The organism is Caulobacter sp. UC70_42, from assembly GCF_044056025.1.
Classification (GTDB): Bacteria; Pseudomonadota; Alphaproteobacteria; order Caulobacterales; family Caulobacteraceae; genus Caulobacter.
This window is the reverse complement of sequence record NZ_CP171994.1, coordinates 1,884,557-1,908,494: the sequence shown is the minus strand read 5'-3', so window position 1 is coordinate 1,908,494 and position 23,938 is coordinate 1,884,557. Positions and strand designations below refer to the sequence as shown.

The following is a 23,938-nucleotide window of genomic DNA, read 5'->3' as shown; positions in this document are numbered from 1 at the left end:
CTCCCGCGCGCCTGGTCAGCCGAAGCGGCCGGTGATGTAGTCCTGGGTGCGGCTGTCGCGAGGATTGGTGAACATCTCCTCGGTCGGGCCGCTCTCCACCAGCTTGCCGAGGTGGAAGAAGGCCGTGCGCTGCGAGACGCGGGCCGCCTGGGCCATCGAGTGGGTGACGATGACGATGCAGAACTGGCTGCGCAGCTCGTCGATCAGCTCCTCGATCTTGGCGGTGGCGATCGGATCGAGGGCCGAGCAGGGCTCGTCCATCAGGATCACTTCCGGCGACACCGCGATGGCGCGGGCGATGACCAGGCGCTGCTGCTGGCCGCCCGACAGACCCGTGCCCGGTTGATGCAGGCGGTCGGCGACCTCGTTCCAGAGGCCGGCCTTCTTCAGGCTGCTCTCGACAATGGCTTCCAGCTCGGCCTTGCCGGTGGCCAGGCCATGGATCTTCGGGCCGTAGGCGACATTCTCGAAGATGGTTTTCGGGAAAGGGTTCGGCTTCTGGAACACCATGCCGACGCGCGAGCGCAGGACCACCGGGTCGACGCTCTTGGCGTTGACGTCCGAACCATCGATCTCGATCACGCCTTCGACGCGGGCCGAGGGAATGGTGTCGTTCATGCGGTTGATGCAGCGCAGGAAGGTCGACTTGCCGCAGCCCGACGGGCCGATGAAGGCGGTGACCGACTTGGCCGGGATGTCGATGTTGACATCGAACAGGGCCTGCTTCTCGCCGTAGAAGACCCTGACGTCGCGCGCCTTGATCTTGGCCTCGCCGACCGAGGCGGCGGCCTGGGCGTGCGGGACGGTGGTGTGGATCACCGGCGTGTGGGCGTTGTCGTCGGGGCTTTGGACGGTCATGGCGTGTCCGCGGAGAAGGGGCGAGGCGTTGGGGTTCAGGATCTGGGTCATGTGAAACCTACCAGCGGCGTTCGAAGCGGCGGCGCAGGATGACGGCCGCGGCGTTCATGACGATCATGAAGACGAGCAGGACGATGATGGCGGCGGCCGTGCGTTCGTGGAAGGCCCGCTCGGACGCGTTCTCCCAGATGAACACCTGGACCGGCAGCACGGTGGCCGCGCCGGTGAAGCCTTCCGGTACGCCAGGCACGAACGAGACCATGCCGATCATCAGCAGCGGGGCGGTCTCGCCCAGGGCGTGGGCCAGCGACAGGATGGCGCCGGTCATCACGCCGGGCATGGCCAGCGGCAGCACGTGGTGGAAGACCGTCTGGGTCTTCGACGCGCCGACGCCGAGCGCGGCTTCGCGGATCGAGGGCGGCACGGCCTTCAGCGCCGATCGGGTGGCGATGATCACGGTGGGCAGGGCCATCAGGGCCAGCACCAGGCCGCCAACCAGCGGCGAGGAGCGCGGCACGTTCAGCCAGTTGATGAACAGAGCCAGGCCCAGCAGGCCGTAGACGATCGACGGAACGGCGGCCAGGTTGTTGATGTTGACCTCGATGATGTCCGTCCAGCGGTTCTTCGGGGCGAACTCTTCCAGGTAGGTGGCGGCCATCACGCCGACGGGCACGGCGATCAGGGCGGTGATGATCAGCATCATGGCCGAACCAACCACCGCGCCCAGCACGCCAGCCTGCTCGGGCTCGGTCGAGTCGGAGTTGGTGAAGAAGGCGAAGTTGAAGCCCGATTTGACCGAACCGTCCTTCTCGAGCTTGTCCAGCCAGTCCAACTGCTGGTTGTCGAGCTTGCGGTCGCCCTCGGCGGTCGAACGCTTGACCTGGCCCTTGAAGTAGAGGTCGGCGTCGGCCTTCAGCGGGCCCGTGACGGTGATCGTCTTGCCGATCAGCGACTGGTCGGCCTTCAGCTTGTTCAGGAGCTGGAAGCCGAAGTCGCGCGACAGCAGGTCCTGGACCTTGGTCGAGGTGGTGCCCAGGTCGTCGTCCTGCACGCCCAGCTTCTTCATCATCGCCTCGGCGACGATGTAGTCGTAGTTGACGCCCGAGAGGTCCGAGCGGTCGATGCGCTCGGGGTTCAGGTAGACCGGCACGCTCAGCGTATGGGTCTCGAAGGTCGTGTAGCCCTGGGCCACGATACGGCCGACCAGCACCACCAGGAAGACCAGCGCGACGATGATCGCGGCCAGACCCTGGGCCTTGAAGGTGCGTTCGGCGGCATGGCGCTTCTTCAGCCGGGCTTGCATGGCTGTCGAGGCGGCGGAGCGCGAGGCGGTCGCGCCGAGGGTCGCGTCAGTCATATTGTTCCCGGTACTTCTGGACGATGCGCAGGGCGATGATGTTCAGGCAGAGCGTCACCACGAAGAGGGTGAGGCCCAGGCCGAAGGCCGATAGCGTCTTGGGGCTGTCGAATTCCTGGTCGCCGGTGAGCAGGGTGACGATCTGGACGGTGACCGTGGTCACGGTGTCGAGCGGGTTGACCGTCATCTTGGCCTGCAGGCCCGCGGCCATGGTCACGATCATGGTCTCGCCGACGGCGCGGGACACGGCCAGCAGCATGGCGGCCATGATGCCCGGCAGGGCGGCCGGCAGGACGACCTTCTTGACCGTCTCCGACTTGGTGGCGCCCATGGCGTAGCTGCCGTCACGCAGCGACTGCGGCACGGCGTTGATGATGTCGTCCGACAGCGAGGAGACGAACGGGATCAGCATGATCCCCATCACCACCCCGGCCACGAGGGCCATCTGGTTCTGGACTTCCATCAGGTAGGTGGCCAGCGGGCCGGCCGGCAGGGCCGCGCCGATGGCGTTGAAGCCGGCGCGGAACAGAGGGCCCACCGTCAGGGCGGCGAAGAAGCCGTAGACCACGGTCGGGACGCCGGCCAGGATCTCGAGCAGCGGCTTGACCGCGCCGCGGACGGTCCGGCTGGCGTATTCCGAGAGGTAGATCGCCGAGTAGAGGCCGACCGGAGCCGCCACCAGCATGGCGATGAACATGATCAGGAAGGTGCCCGCGAACAGCGGCACGGCCCCGAAGGCGCCCGCCGAGGCGACCTGGTCGGCGCGCATGGCGATCTGCGGGCTCCACTCCGTGCCGAACAGGAACGACAGCGGATTGACGCTCTGGAAGAAGCGCCAGCTTTCCCAGACCAGCGAGAGCACGATGCCCAGGGTGGTGAGGACGGCCGCGACCGAGCAGCCGATCAGCAGGATGCTGGTCCAGCCCTCGACCCGGTTGCGGGCCCGGAAGTCGGGGTTGATGCGCGGGAAGGCTAGCAGGAAACCGGCCAGGGCCAGCACGCCGGCGCCGGCCAGCATGCCGAAGTTCAACATCGTCCCGATGCGCTTGGCTTCGGCGACCTTGGCGTCCAGCGCCACCTTCAAGTCGCCTTCGTAGGCCACTTCCGACGGGGCCTGCTTGGCCGCGATCGCGTGGGCGTCGCTGAAGAAGACGTTCTGGCGGTCCGGGTCCAGGGCGGAGACCGCCGCCGGCCGGGTGGTCTGCAGCATCGCGTCCTCAACGCGGCCGCCGAAGGCGGTCCCCAGCAGCAGCAGGAGCGCGGCGGGAACGCCGGCCCACAGGGCCGCGTAGGTCCCGTAGTAGTCCGGCAAGGAGTGGAGGACGCGGGCGCGGCCTCCGGCGGCGGCCACGGCGCGACGACGCCCGGCGGCGAAAGCCAGGCCGGAGAACAGCGTCAGGACGATGAGCGAGAGCCAGGTCAGCATGCGTGAGGCTAATCTTGCGCGAAGTGTGTCGAAGGCCCCGCAGGATCGCGCGCCTTCCCCCGCCCCGATCTATGCCGGGCGGGCGCTGAGCTTATGCGACGAATATATGACAGTTTGACGACAGTGCGCGAGCCGTCACCGTCCTGGCCGCTAAACAACGGTCTGCGAACTTGGTTGGACGATATGCCGCAGAGCTCCCCGCTCGGCCAGAGCCCAGAATTTCTCCTTCTTATTCAAACCATTACCCCAAGTCATAATGGGCCGGGGCCGACGAGGCTCAAAGTGGGGCTTGGCGGGGTCGCCCATTCAGGAGTTGTTGACCGCGTGATCGTCAGTTGCCCCTCTTCGCAACCAAAAGGAAGCGTGACGGCGTCATGTTCAAGCGTTCGCATGTCCTCGCCCAGGAAACTCTGGCCGCGCTCGACAAGTCACTGGCGACGATCGAATTCGATCCGAACGGTACGATCCTCTCCGCCAACGCCAATTTCTGCGCGGCCATGGGCTATCGGCTCGACGAGATCGTCGGGCGCCATCACAGCCTGTTCGTCGACCCGGCCCAAGTGGCCAGCGAAGACTACGCCGCCTTCTGGCGCAAGCTCGGCCGCGGCGAGTTCGAGTCCCGGGAATATCTGCGCGTGGGCAAGGGCGGGGTCGAGGTCTGGATCCAGGCCACCTACAATCCCATCTGCGACGGCCGCGGCAAGGTCGTGCGCATCCTCAAGGTCGCCTCGGTGATCACCGATCAGAAGCGCAAGGCCGCCGAGGAGCACGGCAAGATGGAAGCCATCAGCCGCGCCCAGGCGGTCATCGAGTTCACGCCAGACGGCGAGATCCTGACCGCCAACGAGAACTTCCTGGCCGCCGTCGGCTATACGCTGAACGAGATCCAGGGCCGTCACCACCGGATATTCGTCGAACCGACCTATGCCGCCTCGCCCGACTACGTCGCGTTCTGGAAGCGCCTGAACAGCGGCGAATTCCTGGCCGACGAGTTCAAACGCATCGGCAAGGGCGGCCGCGAGGTGTGGATCCAGGCTTCGTACAACCCGATCTTCGACCACAAGGGCGGCATCGCCAAGGTCGTGAAATTCGCCACGGTGGTCACCGGCCGCGTCCACGCCGTGCGCGAGATCGCCGCCGGCCTGGAGCATCTGGCCAACAACGACCTGACCTATCGCATCGACGCCCCGGTCGCGCCGCAGTTCGACAAGGTGCGCGGCGACTTCAACAGCGCCATAGCCTCGCTGGACGAGGCCATGGGCGTGGTCGCCCAGGTCACCCAGGGCGTCGGGGCCGGGGCCCGCGAGATCTCTTTGGCCTCCGATGACCTGGCGCGCCGCACCGAGCAGCAGGCCGCCAGCCTGGAAGAGACCGCCGCGGCGCTCGATCAGATCACCGCCACGGTGAAGCGCGCCGCCGAAGGGGCCAGGCAGGCCTCCGGCGCGGCGACCGCGGCCCGCGCCGACGCCGCCCGCTCGGGCGAGATCGTCGGCGACGCCGTGGCCGCCATGGGCGAGATCGAGGCCAGCTCAAGCAGGATCACCAGCATCATCGGGGTGATCGACGAGATCGCCTTCCAGACCAACCTGCTGGCGCTCAACGCCGGGGTCGAGGCCGCGCGCGCGGGCGACGCCGGCAGGGGTTTCGCCGTGGTGGCGTCGGAAGTGCGGGCCCTGGCCCAGCGCTCGGCCGGGGCGGCCAAGGAGATCAAGGCCCTGATCGCCAGCAGCACCGCCCAGGTGGCGCGTGGCGTGCGCCTGGTGGGCGACACCGGCGAGGCCCTGTCGACCATCGTTGGCAAGGTCGGCCAGATCGACAACCTGATCTCGGAGATCGCCCAGTCGGCCCGCGAGCAGGCCGTTGGACTGTCCGAGGTAAACACGGCCGTCAATCAGATGGACCAGGTCACCCAGCAGAACGCGGCCATGGTCGAAGAGGCCAACGCCGCGTCGGCCAATCTGCGGACCGAAGCGGCCGAATTGGCCCGGCTGATCTCGCGGTTCTCGACGAGCGCCGGCGACGCCCGCTCTGAGGCGCGCTCGGAAGCGGTTCGGCGAGCGGGTTAGGCCTCGGCGATCATGGACGGGGGCGGCGCGATCTCGGCCCCGGCCTTGGCCATCGGCAGGTAGACTTCCGAACGTGGCCCCCTCGCCCTGGACGCTCTCGACGGTCAGCCCGCCCCGGTGGCGGTTCATGATGTGCTTGACGATCGCCAGGCCCAGGCCCGTGCCCGAACGATCGCCGCTCTTCTGGCCCTCGACCCTGTAGAAGCGCTCGGTCAGGCGCGGCAGATGCTCGCGCGCCAGGCCCGGGCCCCGGTCGGTGACGCGCAGCGCGGCGTAACGCTCGGTCGTGTCGTGGTCCGGTGTCAGCAGCGACATCCGCGCCGCGGCCGGGTCGCGGGGGGCGGCGGCGGCCTCGGCGGACAGGCCGGGGAAGATCTCGACCCGCACCGTCCCGCCCTTGGGCGTGTACTTGATGGCGTTGTCGACCAGGTTCTGGATCACCTGGATGATCTGGTCGCGATCGCCGTCGACCACCGCGCCGCCGCGCGGCGGAAGGACTGGATCGAACGCGACCTGCTTGTCGCGGGCCTGCGGGGCCAGGGCGTCGATCACGTCGACCGCCGCCATGGCCAGGTCCACCCGGCCCAGCGGCGCGATGTGCTCGTTCAGCTCGATCCGCGACAGGCTCATCAGGTCGTCGATCAGGCGCGACATGCGCTCGGCCTGGGCCAGCATGATCCCCAGGAACTTGTCGCGGGCGCCGGGGTCGTCCTTGGCGTGGCCACGCAGGGTCTCGATGAAGCCCGACAGCGACGCCAGCGGCGTGCGCAGCTCGTGGCTGGCGTTGGCCAGGAAGTCGGCGCGCGTGCGTTCGCTGCGGCGGGCGTCCGTCTCGTCGCGCAGGGCCAGAACGGCCAGGCGCGAGCGGCCGCCGGTCTCGCGCAAGGGCCGGGCGTGGGCCAGCCAGGACCGCCCCTGGGTCCCGCCGGTCTCGAACTCGGCCACGCCCTCGACGCCGCCGAACAGCGCCTCGTCCACGGCCTCCAGCACGCGCGGATTGCGCACGGCCGTGACCAGCAGCCCGCCCTGGGGCTGAATTCTTGAAAAGCTCGCGCGCGGCGGCGTTGGCGAACAGGAAGCGGCGGCCCGTCAGGTCGTCGGCCTCTTCAGCGGCGATGACCATCAAGGGGTCCGGCAGGCGGTCGAGGATGGCGGCGAACGGCGGCGCATCCTCGGCGGCGGCGAGCGACTGCGCCGCGCCGGAGGCCGGCGATTCCAGGGCCCTGCCCAGCCTTCGCAACATCATGAAGCCCGCCACGGCCGTGACCGCCGACGCCAGCACCGCCGGCCCTGGCTCGGCGACGCCGGTGAAGGCCAGGCTCAGTATGGCTAGCGGACCGACAATTACGGGCCAGAAGACGCGTAACGAGCCGCTAGGGTGTCCGTCCGGGGGCGTCTGCGCCAGCGGCATGAGGAAAACTCTTCGAATTCAAGCGAGAGGCGATTCGTCGATCCAGATATGGCGCCCCGCCATGCCATGCGATAGACGGTTGGCGCCTTAGTACGTGTCGCGAGCGGAACTCACCGCAATTTCGCCGCATCATGACATGAATTAGTGGCGCCGGTTTCCATGGGGTGTCGTTCGTAATGCAGCGCAAGGTCCTGGTCGCGACGGTCGCGGCCGCTCCTCTCTTGGCCATGGGTTTCGCCGCGTCGGCCGAGACCACGGTCACCACCGCGCGGACGACGCCGATCGCCACCAGCACGGCTGCGGGCGCTACGACCGCCGACGACGTCCGGATCACCGCCGACGGCTCGATCAAGCCGACCACCGCGGGCGCGATCGTCACCCTGGACAGCAATAACAAGGTGACCAACGCCGGCACCCTGCAGACCACGGGCGTCAACGACAGCGTCGGCGTGCTGATCATCGGCGGCAAGACCGGTTCGCTGACCAACTCGCTGGCGATCACCCTGGACGAGGACTACACGCCGACCGACAGCGATTCGGACGGCGACCTGGACGGGGCCTTCGCCCAGGGGAACAATCGCTTCGGCATCCGGCTGACCAACGCCGGGACCTTCACCGGCGACATCATCAACGACGCCACCGGCACGATCACGATCGAGGGCAACAACTCGGCCGGCATCCTGCTGGAAGGCCCGGTGGTCGGCAACGTCACCCATCTGGGCGCCTTGGGCGTGGTCGGCGACAACAGCTACGGCGTGAGGATCGCCGCGCCGGTCACCGGCAAGGTGACCATCGGCGGCACGTCCAACGTCCAGGGCGCCAATTCCGTCGGCGTGGCGCTGGACTCGAACATCACCGGCGCGGTGAGCCTGCAGGGCAGCGTCTCGGCCACCGGCTATCGCTACACCTCGCGCCCGACGACGACGGACGCGCTGGGCAAGCTGGACGCCGACGACCTGCTGCAGGGCGGCCCGGCCGTCCGGATCGCCGGCGACGTGACCGGCGGCGTGCTGCTGCAAGGCGCCAACTACTCGTCCAAGGTCGGCGCGGACGGCAACACCGTCACGACAACGATCACCTCCAGCAACACCGGCTCTTCCAGCATCAGCGTCTTCGGCGCGGCTCCGGCCCTGCAGATCGGCTCGGCCACGCAGGACGTCACCCTGGGCGCGGTCGGCGCCGGCGACCTGGCCTACGGCCTAGTGGCCAAGGGGGCGATCGCCGCGGGGGGCGTCTATGACAAGGTCACCGCCACCGGCGTTTCGATCGGCGCGGGCGGCGGCAAGACCACCACCCTGACCAACGGCCTGCGCAACGACGGCACCGTCACGGCCACGACCTACGAAGCCGACGCCACCGGCCTGATCCTGAACTCGGGCGCCAGCGTCGGGGAAATCCGGAACCGCGGCTCGATCACGGCCACGGCGGGCTCGTACGCCGGCTCGGGCGTCACCGCCACGGCGCGGGCCGTGGTGCTGGGCGCGGGATCGAACACCACCGCCATCAACAACAGCGGCGCGCTGATCGCCACGCGCACCGGCGAGACCGGGGACGCGGTCGTCATCCTCGACCAGGCCGGCACGCTGAAGACCGTCACCAACACCGGCTCGCTGCGCGCGACCCTGTCGGCCCCGGCCTACAAGGCCGACGGCACGGCCGTGACCGTCACCGCCGGCGGCCAGGCGATCGCCCTGGACCTGCGCGCCAACAATTCGGGCGTGACCTTCACCCAGAAGGGTCCCACCGATTACACTTCGACCTCGACCTTCCCCAGCACCGACACCGTCACCAGCACCGACGCCACCAACACCACCCAGGCGCCGGTGACCATCGGCGACGTGCTGTTCGGCGGCGGCAATGACACCCTGAACCTGTGGAGCGGCACCCTGGTGGGCGCCATGTCGTTCGGGGCTGGCCAGGACCGCCTTTCGATCGACGGCGGCGGCGTGGCCCTCGGCAAGCTGACGGACAGCGACGGCAAGCTCGACATCGCCGTGGCCAACGGCAGCCTGGGCATCGTCAACACCGACACGATCAACGTCAGCAGCCTGACGGTCGGCGACAAGGGCAAGATCCTGTTCTCGGCCGATCCGGCTGCCGGCCTGAACACCAAGCTGGTGGTTTCGGGCGCGACCAACATCGCCACCGGCGCCGAGCTGGGCATCCGCCTGGCCAATCTGGTCAAGCAGCCCACCACCTTCACGGTGATCGAGGGCAGCAACGTCAATGTCGGCACGATCGGCAACGGCCTGCTGGCCCAGTCGCCGTTCATGTACGTGGCCACCAGCCGCGCCGACACCAACAACGTCTATATCGACGTTCGCCAGAAGACGGCCGCCGAGATCGGCCTGAATCGGGCCGAGACCGCGGCCTATGACGCCGTCTACCAGGCGCTGGGCAAGGATTCGGCCCTGGCCGGCACGTTCCTGAACCAGACGACGCGAGACGCCTACCGCGACCTCTACGACCAGATGCTGCCCGACCAGGGCGAGGGCCTGTTCTCGGCCCTGCAGTCGGTCAACCAGCAGATCTCGCAGGCCACCATGTTCCGCCCCGATCCGGGCGACCGCTATGGCCCCGACAGTGTCTGGGTGCAGGAAATCACCTCGCTGACCCGGCGCGACACCAGCCAGACCTTGGGTTCGGACACCCAGGCGTTCGGCTTCGTGGCCGGCTATGAGGCCATGGGCGACGCCGGCGGCGCGCTGGGCCTGACCCTGGCCTATACCAGCGTCGAGGAACACGACACGGTCGCCAAGGTCGGCGAGCAGACCACCGCCTCGTTCGTCCAGACGGGGGCCTACTGGCGTCGTTCGGTCGGCGGCTGGCGCATGAACGCCGGCGGCGGCCTGGGCTACGGCTTCTTCAAGGGCGACCGCCGTTTCATCGCGCCGGACGGCAACGCCGACGGGGTCGCCGACCTGATCCTGAAAAACACCGCCGACTGGAAGGGCCTGACGGCCAACGCGTTCGCTGGCGTCGCCTACGAGCAGAAGTTCGGCCGCTTCTTCGCCCGCCCCGAAGGCCGCCTGGACTATGTCTGGCTGCGCGAGGGCAAACGCGCCGAGGCCGGCGGCGGCGACGGATTCGACCTGACCGTCAACAAGCGCACCTCCAGCAACCTCAGCGGCGAGCTGGGCGTGGTGGTCGGCGCCGACTTCGGCAAGAATGTCTGGTGGCGTCCGGAATTGCGGGTCGGCTACCGCCAGACCCTGGCCGGTTCGGTCGGCGACACGGTCGCGGCCTTCAAGGGCGGCAACCCCTTCACCCTGGCCGCGCTGAACGACAAGGACGGCGCGGTGACCGCCGGCTTCGCCCTGCGGGCCGGCACGCCGATGTCGTACCTGGGCATCGAAGGCGGCGTCGAGGCCACCAAGAAGCAGAAGCGCTACAATCTGCGTCTGGCCGGCCGGGCGATGTTCTAGGGTCCAGCGGCCCCTCGCCATTCTCCGAGAAATGCCGAAAAGCCGTCACGGGAAACCGTGGCGGCTTTTTCCGTGAACGGAACTTTTACGGTTTAAGCGTCTGATAAGGCTGAAGATTCGCAGCGTATTTCGCGACACTTTGCCGCGCCTGCAGAAAAACTCATGGCCGGTTTTCCTAAATCTCTATTCCAGAGCTAGGGATAATAATCTTCCCTGGCTCGGCAGGTCGGCCCGCCCCGCGGCGCCGAGAGGGGACAGACACGATGACCAAGACCTGTATCGCATTTCGCGTGGCGCTGATCGCCGGCGCGTCTCTGCTGGCCACGGCCGGCGCCGCATCCGCTCAGGACGCCGCGCCGCGCTCGCCCGCCGAGGCCGAGGCGCGCATCGCCGCGCTGGAAGCCCAGCTGGCGACCCTGGCGCAGCAAGTCGCCGACCTGAAGGCCGCGACCGCCGCCAGCCTCAAGGACGTTCGCGCCGCCCAGAGCGCCACCACCGTCAGCATCGCCGCCGGCAAGCCGACCATCGCCTCCGGCGACGGCGCCTTCAGCGCCACGATCCACGCGGTGATGCAGCTCGACGCCGCCCAGTACTATCAGGACAAGGGCCTGCCCGCCGTGCTGGGCAACGCCCGCGACCTCAACAGCGGGACCAACTTCCGCCGCGCCCGCATCGGCGTCGACGGCAAGTTCTACAAGAACTTCGAATACAACGCCCTGCTCGACTTCGGCGGCGCCGGCACGGATGGCCAGGGCGCGCTGCAGGAGCTGTGGGTCCAGTACAACTACGCCCCGTTCAAGGTCCGCGTCGGCGCCTTCGCCCCGAACCTTGGCCTCGAGGACGCGGCCTCGACCAACGGCTCGCTGTTCCCCGAACGCCCGTCGGGCTCGGAACTGGCCCGCGGCCTGGCCGGCGCCGACAGGCGCATCGCCCTGCAGGGTCAGGCCCTGGGCGAGCGCTGGCTGCTGTCGGGCGCGATCACCGGCGCCAAGGCCGGCGACGGCCAGACTTTCGACGAGCAGTTGGGCTATCTGGGCCGCGTCGCCTTCGTGCCGTTCAAGGGTCCCGACTGGCTGGTCCATGTCGGCGCCAACGCCAGCAAGGTCGTGACCCCGGCCCAGACCGCCGTCGGCGGCGCCTATAACGTCGCCGTCAGCGACCGTCCGGAACTGCGCGTCGATGGGACGCAGCTGATCACGACCGGCGCGATCGACTCAACCGGCGCCCGCCACTACGGATTCGAGGCCGCCGCCCAGAAGAAGAACCTTCTGATCCAGGGCGAATATTTCGATATCGCCATCGACCGCCGCAACCCGGCGAGCGGGGCCACCGATCCGAAGTTCAAGGCCTGGTACGTCGAAGGCTCGTGGGTGCTGACCGGCGAGGCCCGCCGGTACAACGCCAACAACTTCGCATTCGACGCCCCGGCCATCGCCCACCCGTTCGACCCGAAGAAGCGCCAGTGGGGCGCCTGGGAACTGGCGGCGCGCTACTCGGTCGCCGACCTGAACTATCACGAGCGGGCCACCCTGGCCGCCGACCGCGTCCGCGGCGGCGAGCAGAAGATCACCACCATCGGGATCAACTGGTTCCCCAACCCGGTGACCAAGTTCTCGCTGGGCTACTATGACGTCTCGATCGATCGCCTCGACCCTGCCGGCGGCGCCGTTCCGCTGAGCCAGGACTACCAGGTCGTCAACCTCCGAAGCCAGTACGCGTTCTAACCCGGTCGGCGCGGCCTCTTCGGGGCCGCGCCGGCTCCTCCTATACTTGGAAGACCTCCAGAAAGGATCGTCTCGATGAGCGACTTCACCCAGGCTCCGACTCGCAGAGGTCTTCTGGCCGGCGCCGGCGCGAGCGCCGCCGCGCTGGCGATGGGTGGTGGTTCGGCCTTCGCCCAGGCCAAGCCCGTCACCCTGCTGAACGTCAGCTACGATCCGACGCGCGAGCTCTACAAGGACGTCAACGCGGCCTACGCCAAATACTGGAAAGAGAGAGTCGGCCAGACCCTGGTGATCAACCAGAGCCACGGCGGTTCGGGCAAGCAGGCCCGCTCGGTGATCGACGGCCTGCAGGCCGACGTCGTCACGCTGGCGCTGGCCTACGACATCGACGAGATCGCCGCGAGGGCCAGGCTGCTGCCCGCCAACTGGCAGTCGCGCCTGCCGCAGAACTCCACGCCCTACACCTCGACCATCGTGTTCCTGGTACGCAAGGGCAATCCCTGGAAGATCAAGGACTGGGGCGACCTGGTGAAGCCGGGCATCGACGTGATCACCCCCAACCCGAAGACCTCGGGCGGCGCGCGCTGGAACTACCTCGCCGCCTGGGCCTGGGCCCTGAAGCAGCCGGGCGGCAATCCCGCCAAGGCCGAGGCCTTCGTAAAGACCCTGTTCGAGCACGTGCCCGTCCTGGACACCGGCGCTCGCGGCGCCACCACCAGCTTCACCCAGCGCGGCCTGGGCGACGTGCTGCTGGCCTGGGAAAACGAGGCCTACCTCGCCCAGGACGAACTGCCCGGCAAGTTCGACATCGTCTATCCCAGCCTGTCGATCCTGGCCGAACCCCCGGTCGCCCTGGTCGACAAGAACGTCGATCGCCACAAGACCCGCACTGTCGCCGAAGGCTATCTGAACTTCCTGTACAGCCCGCTGGCGCAGGAGCTGATCGCCAAGAACTACTACCGTCCGCGCAACGCCGACGTGGCGGCCAAGTACGCGGCCCGCTTCAGGAAGATCCCGCTGGTCACGATCGACGACACCTTCGGCGGCTGGAAGAAGGCCCAGGCCACGCATTTCGCCGACGGCGGCGTGTTCGACCGCATCTATCAGCCGAAGTAACGCGCTTCCGACGGCCCCGCCGCTCCGGGAAGCGCGAAGGGGGCGTCGGATCGCGCGGCGACTATCCTCCCCAGCTCGCCGCGCTCGACGGCGGAGATCCAGCCATCGGATCTCCGCCGTTCACGTTTCCGGCCCGACCTATGTTGGGAACTCGACACGATCGGGTACGTTCAGCGTCCACGGGGCGGTGGGAGCTTGGCCTTAGGCATGAACGACATTTCGGAACCGGCGCGCGACACAGGCCAGGGCGCGGCCCGCAGTCCCGAGGACCTCGAAGCGATCATCGAGGCCCGCACCCGCGCGCTGACCGAGGCGCTGGAACAGAAGACCGCCCTGCTCCACGAGGTGGACCATCGGGTCAAGAACAACCTCCAGCTCATCTCCAGCCTGCTGCTTTTGCAGAACCGCCGGGTGACCGACCCCGCGCTGAAGGCTTCGCTGCGCGGCATGCTGGGTCGGGTCAACGCCATAGCCACCGTCCATCGGCGCCTGTTCCAGAGCGAGGATGTCGAGCGGTTCGACGTCTCGGCCTTCATCCGCGACATGGTCGCCGACCTGATGGGTTCGGCCGGCCGCGACGACATCCGCATCGAACTGGATCTGGAGCGCGTCGAGATCCCCGCCGCCAAGGCCGCGCCGTTCGCCCTGGTGGTCAACGAGTTGCTGACAAACGCGCTGCGGCACGGCTTCCCCGAGGGCCGCGGCGGCCGAATCTTCGTCGGCGTTCGCCGCCAGGAGGGCGAATTCCGGATCGAAATCGCCGACGACGGCGTTGGGCTCGATAAGGACACCACGCCATCCGGCTTCGGCCTCACCATCGTCCAGCTGCTTTGCCAGCAGCTCAAGGCCAAGAGTGAGACCACCGACGCCGAACCCGGCGCCCGCATAATCGTTTCGCTGCCGGTTAACGGCGCGCACTAGAAGGACAGTTTCAGTATGACCGGGCGTGCGCTCGACGTGTTGATCGTGGAGGACGAGATGCTCCTCGCGATCGAGCTCGAACATCTTGTCGAGGAGGTGGGTTGCCACTCGCTCGGCTGCGCCATGAGCTCCGAGGAAGCCGTCGATCTCGCCAAGAAACTGAACCCCGACCTCGCCCTCGTCGACGTCCACCTCAGCGACGGCCCGACCGGGGTCGAGGTGGCCCGCAAAATCTCGAGCGACTGCGGCGGCGTGGCTTTGTTCATGACCGCCAACGTCAAGCGCCTGCCCGAAGACTACGCCGGCGCCTGCGGCGTGATCGGCAAGCCCTATTCCGAGCATGGCGTGAGGACGGCGCTGTCTTACCTCACCTACTGCCTGACCGAGGGCCACGCGCCCGGCCCCGTGCCCGTGGGCCTCACCCTGGCCCCGGCCTATGCCGAACTCTGGGGCCTGACCGACCTGACGCCGAAAAGCGCCTGATGGCCGCGCCGCCCGTCGCCGCCGTCGTCGGCACGGCGGCCGCCCTGTTGTCGATCACCAGCTTCGCCCCGCAGATCATCAAGATCTGGAGGGAGAAGGACGCCTCGTCCGTTTCGCTGCGCACCTACGTCGTCACCGTGACCGGCTTCGCCTGCTGGATCGCGTACGGACTCCTGCTCAAGGCCTGGCCGGTGATCGCCTCCAACACCGCCTGCCTGCTGATGTCCGGCGCGGTGCTGGCCATGAAGTGGCGGTTCGACCACAAGACCTGAGGCCCCCCTTTTTGGTGACAGGGGGGGCGGGGTCCGCTATCGAGGCGCGCCTATTTCCGCATCCCAACTTGCTTGAGGGACAGTCGCCTTGACCGAAGCCGCCGAGGAAGCCGGCTGGGCCACCGCCAAGACCCTGGCCGAGGCCCTGCCCTATATCCAGATCTACGACCGCGAGACGGTGGTGATCAAATATGGCGGTCACGCCATGGGCCAAGAAGAGGTGGCCAAGGTCTTCGCCGCCGACGCCGTGCTGCTGAAGCTGCTGGGCGTCCATCCCGTGGTCGTCCACGGCGGCGGCCCGCAGATCAGCCGCATGCTGGACAAGGCCGGCGTCAAGTCGACCTTCGTGGACGGCCTGCGCGTCACTGACGAAGCCACCATGGAAGTGGCCGAGATGGTCCTGTCGGGCGCGATCAACAAGGAAATCGCCAACTGGATCACCCTGGCCGGCGCCGAGGCCGACGTGCGCGGCGTGGGCCTGTCGGGCAAGGACGCCCGGATGATCACCGCCGAGAAGGTGACCCGCACCAAGCGCGATCCCGACAGCAACATCGAGCAGGTCGTCGACCTGGGCTTCGTGGGCGAGCCGACCAAGATCGATCCGCACATCATCCAGGCGCTGCTGACCTCGGAAACGGACTACATCCCGGTCATCGCTCCGATCGGCGTCTCGACCGACGGCCAGACCTACAACATCAACGCCGACACCGTCGCGGGCGCCCTGGCCGGGGCGCTGAAGGCCAAGCGGATGCTGATGCTGACCGACATCGCCGGCGTACTGGACGGTGACGGCCAGCTGATCCGCCAGATGACCATCGACGAGGCGCGCGGCCTGATCGCCAGCGGCGTGGCCAGCGGCGGCATGATCCCCAAGCTGGAGAACGCCATCCACGCCGTGGAATCGGGCGTCGAAGCCGTCGTCATCCTGGACGGTCGCCGGCCGCACGCCATGCTGGTCGAACTGTTCAGCGAACACGGCGCGGGAACGCTGATCTCGCGCTGATGTCGGCTGACCTCTCCCACGTCGACACCTGGCTGTTCGACCTCGACAACACCCTGTACCCGCTGGAAAGCGAGTTCATGGGCCTGATCGAGGCCAGGATGACCGACTTCGTCGCGCGTATGACCGGCCTTCCGCGCGAGGAGGCCCGGGCGCTGCAGAAGCGGTACTTCACCGAACACGGCACCACCCTGTCCGGACTGATGATCAATCACGGCATGGAGCCCAAGGCGTTCCTGGACGAGGTGCACGACGTCTCGATGGATCGCCTGGTCCCGGACGCCGCCCTGCGCCAGGCGATCGCCCGGTTGCCGGGGCGGCGACTGATCTTCACCAACGGCTCGCTGGGCCACGCCGAGCGCGTGCTGCGTCATTTGAACCTGCACGACCTGTTCGACGACCTGTTCGCGATCGAGACCGCCGACTACCTGCCCAAGCCAGCCCTGGCGACGTTCGACAAGATCACCAAGCTGCACGCCGTGCGCCCGCCCCAGGCGGCCTTCTTCGAGGACAGCGAGAAGAATTTGGTCCCGGCCGCCCGGCTGGGCATGTCGACCATCCTGGTCGGGCCGCACGCCAAGGACTCCACCTCCGAACACGTCCATTTCCGCACCAACGACCTCGCCGGGTTCCTGAGCTCGGCGCGCCTGCAAGGAATCCCGCAATGACCGCCGTGAGCCCCCCTTCCATTTCTTTGGCCGACCTCCAGACCGAGATCGAAGCCGCCTGGGAAGCCCGCGCCGACGTCTCGCCCGCCACCACCGGCCCGGTCCGCACCGCCGTCGACGAAGCCCTGCTGCTGCTCGACAGCGGCAAGGCCCGCGTCTCGGAAAAGGTCGACGGCGAGTGGGTGACCCACCAGTGGCTGAAGAAGGCCGTGCTGCTGTCGTTCCGCCTGAACCCCAACACCGTCATGCGCGCCGGCACGCTGGGCGGCGCCGTCGGTCCGTGGTGGGACAAGGTGGCCAACAAGTTCGACGGCTGGGACGCCCCGCAGTTCGAGGCCGGCGGCTTCCGCGCGGTGCCCGGCGCCATCGTCCGCCGCGGCGCCCACATCGGCAAGAACGTCATCCTGATGCCGTCGTTCGTGAACATCGGCGGCTATGTCGACGAGGGCACGATGGTTGACACCTGGGTCACGGTCGGCTCCTGCGCCCAGATCGGCAAGAACGTCCACCTGTCGGGCGGCGTCGGCATCGGCGGCGTGCTGGAGCCCCTGCAGGCCAACCCCACCATCATCGAGGACAACTGCTTCATCGGCGCCCGCTCGGAAGTCGTCGAAGGCGTGGTCGTCGGCGAAGGCTCGGTCCTGTCGATGGGCGTGTTCATCAGCGCCTCGACCAAGATCGTCGATCGCAAGACCGGCCAGATCCACATCGGCAAGGTCCCGCCCTACAGCGTCGTGGTCCCGGGCAACCTGCCCGACCCGAACGGCGGCCCGGGTCTCTACTGCGCGGTGATCGTCAAGACGGTCGACGCCCAGACGCGCTCGAAGACCTCGATCAACGATCTCCTGCGGGATTAAGCGTCCTTGGATCCTCCCCCGGATCGCGGGGGAGGATCCATACAACCCTACTTCGTCGCCTCGTGGACCTCACGCTTGGTGTCCGCGGCGCCTTCCTTGACGTCCTTCTTCAGGTCCGAGCCGGCTTCCTTGGCCTTATCACCGGCCTTTTCGCCCAGTTCCTGGGCCTTGTCGGTGGCCTCGCCGGCGGCTTCCTTGAGCTCCGCGCCGGTCTCCTTGGCGCTTTCCTTGATCGCCGTGCCGGCTTCCTTGACGTCCGGGTCGTTGGCGATGTTGTGAGCGGCGTCCTTGATGTCGGAGGCGGCGGCTTTCGCGCCTTCCTTCACCTCTTGGGCGTGCTGGTCCGAGCAGGCGGAAAGGGCCAGGGCGGCGCCGGCGGCCGCGATCAGCAGCAGTTTCGAACGCATGATCTTGCTCCTCTTGAGTCGGCTGCATAACGAAGGCCCAAGGCCAAGGTTCCGACTCGGCTTTGCGCGAAGCCGCTTAGACCGCTAAACCCCCCGCCATGCGCATCGCCTTCCTCGGCACCCCAGACTTCGCCGTCACGTGCCTCGCCGAACTCGTCGCCGCGGGCCACGAGATCGCCTGTGTCTATTCCCAGCCGCCGGCCCCGCGCGGGCGCGGCCATGAGCTGAAGCCCTCGCCGGTCCACGCCTTCGCCGAGGGCCTGGGCCTGCCGGTCCGCACGCCGGTCTCGATGAAGACCGCCGAGGAGATCGAGGCCTTCCAGGCCCTGGGCCTGGACGCCGCCGTCGTGGTCGCCTTCGGCCAGATCCTGGTCAAGGCCGTGCTCGACGCGCCGACGCATGGCTGCTTCAACCTGCACGCCAGCCTGTTGCCCCGCTGGCGCGGCGCCGCCCCGATCCAGCGGGCGATCATGGCCGGCGATCAGGTCACCGGCGTCCAGGTCATGCGGATGAGCGAGGGCCTCGACGAGGGTCCGATCCTGATGTCCGAGCAGGTGCGGATCGACAAGCTGGAGACCGCCGGCTCGCTGCACGACAAGCTGGCCGCCGTCGGCGCCCGCCTGCTGCCGGTGGCCCTGGCCGCCGTCGAGCGCGGCGGGGAGATCGAGACCCCGCAGGCCGAAGAGGGCGTGACCTACGCCAAGAAGATCAAGTCGGCCGAGGCCCGCATCGACTGGACCCGCCCCGCCGCCGAGGTCGACGCCCACATCCGCGGCCTGTCGCCGTTCCCCGGCGCCTGGTTCGAGGCGCCGTCGGACAAGGGGCCGGTACGCGTCAAGGCTCTGCTGTCGCGCCAGGAAGACCAGGATGGCGCCCGGGCGTGGCCCTGGACGACAGCCTGCTCATCGCCTGCGGCGAAGGGGCCGTCCGCCTGCTCAAGGCCCAGCGCGAGGGCAAGGGCGTCCAGGACGCCGAGACCTTCACGCGCGGTTTCCCGATTCCGGCCGGGACGACGCTGGCCTGATGCCCCGCTATCGCCTCCTCGTCGAGTATGACGGCCGACCCTATAACGGCTTCCAGGCCCAGGCCGTGTTGCCGTCGGTGCAGGGCGCGATCGAGGCGGCGGTGACGGCCTTCAGCGGCGAGACGGTGCGCATCGCCGCCGCCGGCCGCACCGACACGGGCGTCCACGCCACTGGCCAGGTCGTGCATGTCGACCTCGAGAAGGACTGGCCGGCCCAGACCGTGTTCAACGCGCTCAACGCCCACCTGACCCGGGAAGCGGTGTCGATCCTCTCCGCCGAGCTCGCCGAGGAAGGCTGGCACGCCCGCTTCTCGGCCAACGAACGGCGCTACCTCTACCGGATCCTCAACCGCCGCGCGCCGCCGGCGCTCGACAAGGGCAAGGTCTGGCACGTGAAGAAGGACCTGGACGCCGACGCCATGCACGCGGCCGCCCAGCATCTGGTCGGCCTGCACGACTTCACGACCTTCCGCGACATGCACTGCCAGGCCAAGAGCCCGGTGAAGACGCTCGACGTCGCTCGCGTGCGCCAGGTCGGCGAGGAGATCCATCTCGACTTCGAGGCCCGCAGCTTCCTGCATCGACAGGTGCGCTCGATGACCGGGACGCTGGTCGAGGTCGGCGCCGGGCGCTGGACGCCGGACGACGTCAAGGCAGCGCTGGAGGCCAGGGATCGGCGCGAATGCGGGCCCGTGGCCCCGGCGGATGGCCTGTATCTGGTGGGCGTGGGGTACGGCGCCTAGGCAGCCTTCGCGCCCAGCGCCCGCATCCTGGCCAGCCATCGCGCCCGACCGGCCGGTCCGATCGACTCGACCCCGCCGATGATCGAGCTGCGGATGGGGCGCACGCCGGCCAGCATCAGGATGCCTTTCTCGATCGCCTTCACGCCATGGGCGCCGAAGACCAGGCGGAACACCGGGCCAGGCATGCCCATGGTGACGACCAGGCGCGCCGAACGGCCCTTGAGCTTGGAGATCCAGCCTCGCTCGCCGATGGAAAAGCCGAAGCCGCCGCGAAACACCTGCTCGAGGAGCGCCTTCAGCTTGGCCGGAACGCCGCCCAGCCATAGGGGAAACAACAGCACGATGTGCTCGGCCCACTCGATATTCTGTTGCAGCGCGCGAATTTCGGCCGGCGGCTGTCCCTGTTCGAATTCCGACTGGCGCAGCAGGTAGGGGACATCCATCGCCCCCAGGTCGACGCGCTTCACAGTGTGGCCGGCCTTCACCGCGGCGTCGGCATAGGCGCTCGCCAAGGCGCCGCCGAAACGATCGGGGCTGGGGTCGGGGTGCCCGACCAGGATGAGAATACGCCGGCTCATGACGATCAGGGTGGCCCAGGCGCGGCCCGGCGCCCTTGAGCCGCGTCAAAGTCGCTACAGTACCGAGCAGTTGGTGATCTGGCTGAACGCTTCCAACGCCGCCGTGCCGACGACCGAGGTGCCGAACCGATCCAGCTCCGGCGACCACACCGCCACCGTCGCCTTGCCCGGGATCACCGCGACGATGCCGCCGCCCACCCCGCTCTTGGCCGGCAGGCCGACGCGGTAGGCGAAGCTGCCGACGCTGTCATAGATCCCGCAGGTCAGCAGCAGAGCGTTCAGCCGCCGGGTCAGGCGCTCGGGAAACACCGTCTCCTGGGCGATCGGCGAAAACCCGTCGGCCGCCAGTGGCAGGAAGGCCCGGGCCAGCTGGCGGCAGCTCATGGTCAGGGCGCACTGGCGGCAATAGGCGGCGACCACCGCCTCGGGATCGTGGATGATCGTGCCCTTGGCCCGCATCAAGCTGGCGATGGCCCGGTTCTGCCAGGCGTTGGCGAGCTCCGACGCGGCCACGGTCGGATCGATCTCGATCCTTTCGTCGGCCAGAAAGCCGGCGAAGTCGCGGACCAGGGCCGCGGGATCGCGGGTGACCTTCATCAGGACGTCGGTGACCGCCAGGGCGCCGGCGTTGATGAACGGGTTGCGCGGCACGCCCTGCTCGGCCTCCAGCAGCGACAGGTGGTTGAACGGCGTGCCCGAGGGCTCCTTGCCGACGCGCGTCCAGATCTCGTCGCCCAGGCGGTTCAAGGCCAAGCCCAGGGCGAAGACCTTGGTGATGCTCTGGACCGAAAAGCCCTCGTCGGCGTCGCCGATCACATGCTCGCCGCCGTCGACCGTGCGCACGGCCATGCCGAACTTGCCGCCCGGCACGGTGGCCAGCTCCGGGATGTAGTCGGCCGTCCGCCCCCTGCCGAAGTGCGGCTTCACCAGCACCGCGACCTCGGCCAGCACGTCGGGGATCGAGAGCGCCTTCATGGTCGACGCTCCGTCTCTTAAGCGAAGGCCGCGAAGTAGCGGTTGATCAGCGCCTCGTAGGCGCCCGCCAGCTGGCGGATCTCCTCGACAGGGACCCGCTCGTCGACCTGGTGCATGGTCGAGCCGACCAGGCCGAACTCGACCACCGGGCACAGGGCGCGGATGAAGCGGGCGTCGCTGGTGCCGCCGGTGGTCGACAGCTCCGGTACGCGGCCGGTGGCGTCGCCGACGGCGGCCACGATCACGTCGGTGAAGGCGCCCGGCTCGGTCAGGAAGGCCTCGCCGCTGATCTTGCAAAGCGCCTCGACCCGTCCCGAGAATCCCTCGGCGGCCTCGCGGCACTCGGCCTCGATCCACGCCGCCAGGTCCTTGCCCTGGTGGGCCGGGTTGAAGCGGATGTTGATCCGGGCCTTGGCCGAGGCCGGAATGACGTTGGTGGCGGTGTTGCCGACGTCGACCGTGGTCACTTCCAGGTTCGACGGCTGGAAGCCCGTATAGCCCTCGTCCAGCACCCGGCTCTGCAGGCGCGAGAGGATGTCGACCATCACCGGGATCGGGTTGGCGGCCCGGTGCGGATAGGCCACGTGGCCCTGCACGCCGTCCACGGCGATCCAGGCGTTGATGCTGCCGCGCCGGCCGATCTTGACCATGTCGCCCAGCAGGTTCGCCGAGGTCGGCTCCCCGACGATGCAATGGTCGATGACCTCGCCCTCGGCGGCCAGGGCCTCGACGACCTTGACGGTGCCGTCCTCTGCCACGCCCTCCTCGTCGCCGGTGATCAGGAAACTGATCGAGCCGGCGTGCTCGGGGACCTTGCCCACGGCGGCGACGAAGGCGGCGATGGCGGACTTCATGTCGACCGCGCCGCGACCGTACAGCACCCCGTCCTTGATCTCGGCCTCGAACGGTCCCGCTGTCCAGGCCGCGTCGTCGCCGACCGGCACCACGTCGGTGTGGCCGGCGAAGCAGAGGTTCGGCCGCGCCGTTCCGCGCCGGGCGTAGAGGTTCTCGATCTCGCCGAACGTCATCCGCCGGCAGGTAAAGCCCAGCGCCTCCAGCTGACGCTGCAGCGTGTCCATCGCGCCCGCGTCGGCCGGGGTCACCGACGGGCGACGGATCAGGGCCTGGGCGAGTTCGACGGGGTCGATGCTGACGGAAACGGGCGCGGGGCTGGTCATGATCCTGGCTTTAGGCTTCCCTCCGACGGGACGCAAACCCGACAAGCTTCTTCCAAGGTCCTCGATGCCCAAGATCGATATCGCCTCGGCCCCGACCCGCGTCGGCACGGCCTATCCCGCGCCGTTCAACGCGCCCTGCCTTGAGCGCCATCGCACCAAGCTGGGCGACGCGGTCGGGCTCGACCAGTTCGGCGTCAACCTCCTGCGCCTGCCGCCCGGCGCCTGGTCCAGCCAGCGCCACTGGCACACGGCCGAGGACGAGTTCACCTGGGTGGTCGAGGGCGAGGTCGTGCTGGTCGACAACGACGGCGAGACGGTGCTGCGGGCCGGCGACTGCGCGGGCTTCAAGGCCGGAGTCGCGAACGGCCACCACTTCCAGAACCGCTCGGACAGGGACGTGCTGCTGCTGGAGATCGGTTCGCGCAAGCCGGATACGGATGGCTGCGACTACCCTGACATCGACCTGATTTTGCGGGAGGGGGAGGATGTCTACCGCCATCGTGACGGGACACCTTATGAGACGGATCAGGGGCGGAAGCGATGAGCCTGACCCGCGTCACCCCGATCCTGTTCGTCCGCGACGTCGAGGCCGCCGCGCGGTTCTATGCCGGGGTGCTCGGCTTCAAGATCGACTTCCTGCACGGCGATCCGCCGTTCTACGGCGCGGTCAGCCGCGACGGCGTGGTCTTGCACCTGCGCCACGTCGACCAGCCCAACTTCGCCGAACTGGCGGCGCGCGAGCCCTCGCTGATCCTGGCGACCATCGAGGTCACGGACGTCCGGATGCTGTTCGCGCAATTCGAAGCGGCCGGCGCGAATCTGGTCCAGTCGCTGGTCCAGCAGCCGTGGGGCGGTCTCGACTTCCAGATCAGCGATCCCGACGGAAACCGGATTTCGTTCGTGCAGTTCGATGCGAGCGTTTAAGCCGCTCGGCGGGCCTTCTTCACCTTGGTGATGGCGCGGTCGCGGCGCAGGCGCGACAGGTGGTCGATGAACAACACGCCTTCCAGGTGGTCCATCTCGTGCTGGATGCAGACGGCGAACAGGCCCTCGGCCTCCTCGACGACGGTCTCGCCCTGGTAGTTCATATAGCGGATGGTGACCTTGGCCGGACGCTCGACCTCGTCGAAATATTCCGGCACCGACAGGCAGCCTTCCTCGTAGCCGAGGGTCTCCTCCGAGCTCGACAGGATCTCGGGATTGACGAAGTAGCGCGGGGCCGGCTCCTCGCCCTCGCGGGCCAGGTCCATGGTGATGACGCGCACGGGCTCGCCCACCTGCACGGCGGCCAGGCCGATGCCGGGGGCGTCGTACATGGTCTCCAGCATGTCATCCATCAGCGCGCGCAGCTCGTCGGTGACGGCCTCCACCGGGGCGGAGATCTTCTTCAGCGTCGCCAGATCGGCGGCGTTATCGACGGTGAGGATGCGACGGATAGCCATGATGCCA

At 68.3% G+C, this 23,938-nt stretch carries 20 protein-coding genes and 3 pseudogenes; 14 read left to right on the top strand and 9 right to left on the bottom strand.

Annotation, left to right across the window (positions count from 1 at the left end; all coding sequences use genetic code 11):
- Positions 1–15: 15 nt before the first annotated feature.
- Genes pstB through pstC form a run of 3 tightly spaced genes read right to left on the bottom strand, consistent with a single transcriptional unit; the run spans position 16 to position 3,641 of the window.
- Entirely contained in the window at positions 16–858 is an 843-nt protein-coding gene (gene pstB, locus ACHMW8_RS09670) for a phosphate ABC transporter ATP-binding protein PstB (RefSeq protein ID WP_125157341.1), read from the bottom strand.
- A 58-nt stretch (positions 859–916) separates the two neighbouring features.
- Positions 917–2,215: a phosphate ABC transporter permease PstA gene (gene pstA / locus ACHMW8_RS09665; RefSeq protein ID WP_395445408.1), complete on the bottom strand. Its 1,299-nt coding sequence runs from the start codon at positions 2,213–2,215 to the stop codon at positions 917–919.
- Positions 2,208–3,641 (bottom strand): phosphate ABC transporter permease subunit PstC, encoded by a 1,434-nt coding sequence (gene pstC, locus ACHMW8_RS09660; RefSeq protein ID WP_395445407.1) that lies wholly within the window; start codon positions 3,639–3,641, stop codon positions 2,208–2,210. The genes pstA and pstC overlap by 8 nt, the downstream gene beginning before the upstream one ends.
- Positions 3,642–4,015: 374 nt before the next feature.
- Here pstC and ACHMW8_RS09655 point away from each other — a divergent pair, with 374 nt between their 5' ends.
- Complete coding sequence (locus ACHMW8_RS09655; RefSeq protein ID WP_395445406.1) at positions 4,016–5,707, top strand: PAS domain-containing methyl-accepting chemotaxis protein; 1,692 nt, start codon at positions 4,016–4,018, stop codon at positions 5,705–5,707.
- Here ACHMW8_RS09655 and ACHMW8_RS09650 read toward each other — a convergent pair.
- A pseudogene (locus ACHMW8_RS09650) lies at positions 5,704–7,118 on the bottom strand (sensor histidine kinase). The gene ACHMW8_RS09655 and the pseudogene ACHMW8_RS09650 overlap by 4 nt on opposite strands.
- A 164-nt stretch (positions 7,119–7,282) precedes the next feature.
- Here ACHMW8_RS09650 and ACHMW8_RS09645 point away from each other — a divergent pair.
- From ACHMW8_RS09645 to dapD, 9 genes and pseudogenes are all read left to right on the top strand, one after another.
- Positions 7,283–10,543 (top strand): autotransporter domain-containing protein, encoded by a 3,261-nt coding sequence (locus ACHMW8_RS09645; protein WP_395445405.1) that lies wholly within the window; start codon positions 7,283–7,285, stop codon positions 10,541–10,543.
- A 263-nt stretch (positions 10,544–10,806) separates the two neighbouring features.
- Complete coding sequence (locus ACHMW8_RS09640) at positions 10,807–12,267, top strand: OprO/OprP family phosphate-selective porin (protein ID WP_395445404.1); 1,461 nt, start codon at positions 10,807–10,809, stop codon at positions 12,265–12,267.
- A 75-nt stretch (positions 12,268–12,342) separates the two neighbouring features.
- Positions 12,343–13,383, top strand: a complete 1,041-nt coding sequence (locus tag ACHMW8_RS09635; RefSeq protein WP_125156986.1) for a sulfate ABC transporter substrate-binding protein — start codon at positions 12,343–12,345, stop codon at positions 13,381–13,383.
- Positions 13,384–13,668: 285 nt separating this feature from the next.
- Positions 13,669–14,304: pseudogene (locus ACHMW8_RS09630) on the top strand (sensor histidine kinase); the annotation flags it as partial.
- A gap of 15 nt (positions 14,305–14,319) precedes the next feature.
- Positions 14,320–14,787, top strand: coding sequence for a response regulator (locus ACHMW8_RS09625; RefSeq protein ID WP_125156987.1), 468 nt, complete (start codon positions 14,320–14,322; stop codon positions 14,785–14,787).
- Positions 14,787–15,059, top strand: a complete 273-nt coding sequence (locus ACHMW8_RS09620; RefSeq protein WP_125156988.1) for a SemiSWEET family sugar transporter — start codon at positions 14,787–14,789, stop codon at positions 15,057–15,059. Before ACHMW8_RS09625 ends, ACHMW8_RS09620 begins: the two co-directional genes overlap by 1 nt.
- Before the next feature lie 88 nt (positions 15,060–15,147).
- A complete protein-coding gene (argB, locus tag ACHMW8_RS09615) occupies positions 15,148–16,062 on the top strand; it encodes an acetylglutamate kinase (RefSeq protein WP_395445403.1) in 915 nt (304 codons plus the stop codon).
- Positions 16,062–16,727, top strand: coding sequence for a pyrimidine 5'-nucleotidase (locus ACHMW8_RS09610; protein ID WP_125156990.1), 666 nt, complete (start codon positions 16,062–16,064; stop codon positions 16,725–16,727). The genes argB and ACHMW8_RS09610 overlap by 1 nt, the downstream gene beginning before the upstream one ends.
- The gene (gene dapD / locus ACHMW8_RS09605; RefSeq protein WP_125156991.1) at positions 16,724–17,584 is read left to right on the top strand and encodes a 2,3,4,5-tetrahydropyridine-2,6-dicarboxylate N-succinyltransferase; all 861 of its coding nucleotides are present in this window, start codon (positions 16,724–16,726) and stop codon (positions 17,582–17,584) included. The genes ACHMW8_RS09610 and dapD overlap by 4 nt, the downstream gene beginning before the upstream one ends.
- Positions 17,585–17,631: 47 nt before the next feature.
- Here dapD and ACHMW8_RS09600 read toward each other — a convergent pair whose 3' ends face one another.
- Complete coding sequence (locus ACHMW8_RS09600; RefSeq protein ID WP_395445402.1) at positions 17,632–17,991, bottom strand: cell surface protein; 360 nt, start codon at positions 17,989–17,991, stop codon at positions 17,632–17,634.
- Positions 17,992–18,089: 98 nt separating this feature from the next.
- Here ACHMW8_RS09600 and fmt point away from each other — a divergent pair.
- Both fmt and truA read left to right on the top strand, forming a co-directional pair.
- Positions 18,090–19,015, top strand: a pseudogene (fmt, locus tag ACHMW8_RS09595) (methionyl-tRNA formyltransferase).
- Entirely contained in the window at positions 19,015–19,758 is a 744-nt protein-coding gene (gene truA / locus ACHMW8_RS09590) for a tRNA pseudouridine(38-40) synthase TruA (protein ID WP_395445401.1), read from the top strand. Before fmt ends, truA begins: the two are co-directional and overlap by 1 nt.
- Here truA and ACHMW8_RS09585 read toward each other — a convergent pair.
- From ACHMW8_RS09585 to dapE, 3 genes are read right to left on the bottom strand one after another with little or no spacing between them, the layout of a single operon-like run.
- Positions 19,755–20,336: an NAD(P)H-dependent oxidoreductase gene (locus ACHMW8_RS09585; RefSeq protein ID WP_395445400.1), complete on the bottom strand. Its 582-nt coding sequence runs from the start codon at positions 20,334–20,336 to the stop codon at positions 19,755–19,757. The two genes, truA and ACHMW8_RS09585, sit on opposite strands and share 4 nt — an antisense overlap.
- Positions 20,337–20,390: 54 nt before the next feature.
- Positions 20,391–21,311, bottom strand: coding sequence for a glutaminase (locus ACHMW8_RS09580; protein WP_125156996.1), 921 nt, complete (start codon positions 21,309–21,311; stop codon positions 20,391–20,393).
- A 17-nt stretch (positions 21,312–21,328) separates the two neighbouring features.
- Positions 21,329–22,489 carry a succinyl-diaminopimelate desuccinylase gene (dapE, locus tag ACHMW8_RS09575; protein WP_395445399.1) on the bottom strand — a complete coding sequence of 387 codons (1,161 nt, stop codon included), beginning with the start codon at positions 22,487–22,489 and terminating at the stop codon, positions 21,329–21,331.
- Between the two features lie 64 nt (positions 22,490–22,553).
- On the opposite strand from dapE, the gene ACHMW8_RS09570 reads away from it, so the two are divergent.
- Both ACHMW8_RS09570 and ACHMW8_RS09565 read left to right on the top strand, forming a co-directional pair.
- Complete coding sequence (locus tag ACHMW8_RS09570) at positions 22,554–23,033, top strand: cupin domain-containing protein (RefSeq protein ID WP_395445398.1); 480 nt, start codon at positions 22,554–22,556, stop codon at positions 23,031–23,033.
- Positions 23,030–23,413, top strand: a complete 384-nt coding sequence (locus ACHMW8_RS09565; RefSeq protein ID WP_395445397.1) for a bleomycin resistance protein — start codon at positions 23,030–23,032, stop codon at positions 23,411–23,413. Before ACHMW8_RS09570 ends, ACHMW8_RS09565 begins: the two co-directional genes overlap by 4 nt.
- Here ACHMW8_RS09565 and def read toward each other — a convergent pair.
- A complete protein-coding gene (gene def / locus ACHMW8_RS09560; RefSeq protein ID WP_125157000.1) occupies positions 23,410–23,931 on the bottom strand; it encodes a peptide deformylase in 522 nt (173 codons plus the stop codon). The genes ACHMW8_RS09565 and def overlap by 4 nt on opposite strands.
- Positions 23,932–23,938 lie beyond the last annotated feature (7 nt).

Coding starts and splice junctions, on each gene's coding strand:
- pstB (WP_125157341.1), bottom strand. CDS start 858: ATGACCGTCCAAAGCCCCGACGACAACGCCCACACGCCGGTGATCCAC.
- pstA (WP_395445408.1), bottom strand. CDS start 2,215: ATGACTGACGCGACCCTCGGCGCGACCGCCTCGCGCTCCGCCGCCTCG.
- pstC (WP_395445407.1), bottom strand. CDS start 3,641: ATGCTGACCTGGCTCTCGCTCATCGTCCTGACGCTGTTCTCCGGCCTG.
- ACHMW8_RS09655 (WP_395445406.1), top strand. CDS start 4,016: ATGTTCAAGCGTTCGCATGTCCTCGCCCAGGAAACTCTGGCCGCGCTC.
- ACHMW8_RS09640 (WP_395445404.1), top strand. CDS start 10,807: ATGACCAAGACCTGTATCGCATTTCGCGTGGCGCTGATCGCCGGCGCG.
- ACHMW8_RS09635 (WP_125156986.1), top strand. CDS start 12,343: ATGAGCGACTTCACCCAGGCTCCGACTCGCAGAGGTCTTCTGGCCGGC.
- ACHMW8_RS09625 (WP_125156987.1), top strand. CDS start 14,320: ATGACCGGGCGTGCGCTCGACGTGTTGATCGTGGAGGACGAGATGCTC.
- ACHMW8_RS09620 (WP_125156988.1), top strand. CDS start 14,787: ATGGCCGCGCCGCCCGTCGCCGCCGTCGTCGGCACGGCGGCCGCCCTG.
- ACHMW8_RS09610 (WP_125156990.1), top strand. CDS start 16,062: ATGTCGGCTGACCTCTCCCACGTCGACACCTGGCTGTTCGACCTCGAC.
- dapD (WP_125156991.1), top strand. CDS start 16,724: ATGACCGCCGTGAGCCCCCCTTCCATTTCTTTGGCCGACCTCCAGACC.
- ACHMW8_RS09600 (WP_395445402.1), bottom strand. CDS start 17,991: ATGCGTTCGAAACTGCTGCTGATCGCGGCCGCCGGCGCCGCCCTGGCC.
- truA (WP_395445401.1), top strand. CDS start 19,015: ATGCCCCGCTATCGCCTCCTCGTCGAGTATGACGGCCGACCCTATAAC.
- ACHMW8_RS09585 (WP_395445400.1), bottom strand. CDS start 20,336: ATGAGCCGGCGTATTCTCATCCTGGTCGGGCACCCCGACCCCAGCCCC.
- ACHMW8_RS09580 (WP_125156996.1), bottom strand. CDS start 21,311: ATGAAGGCGCTCTCGATCCCCGACGTGCTGGCCGAGGTCGCGGTGCTG.
- dapE (WP_395445399.1), bottom strand. CDS start 22,489: ATGACCAGCCCCGCGCCCGTTTCCGTCAGCATCGACCCCGTCGAACTC.
- ACHMW8_RS09570 (WP_395445398.1), top strand. CDS start 22,554: ATGCCCAAGATCGATATCGCCTCGGCCCCGACCCGCGTCGGCACGGCC.
- ACHMW8_RS09565 (WP_395445397.1), top strand. CDS start 23,030: ATGAGCCTGACCCGCGTCACCCCGATCCTGTTCGTCCGCGACGTCGAG.
- def (WP_125157000.1), bottom strand. CDS start 23,931: ATGGCTATCCGTCGCATCCTCACCGTCGATAACGCCGCCGATCTGGCG.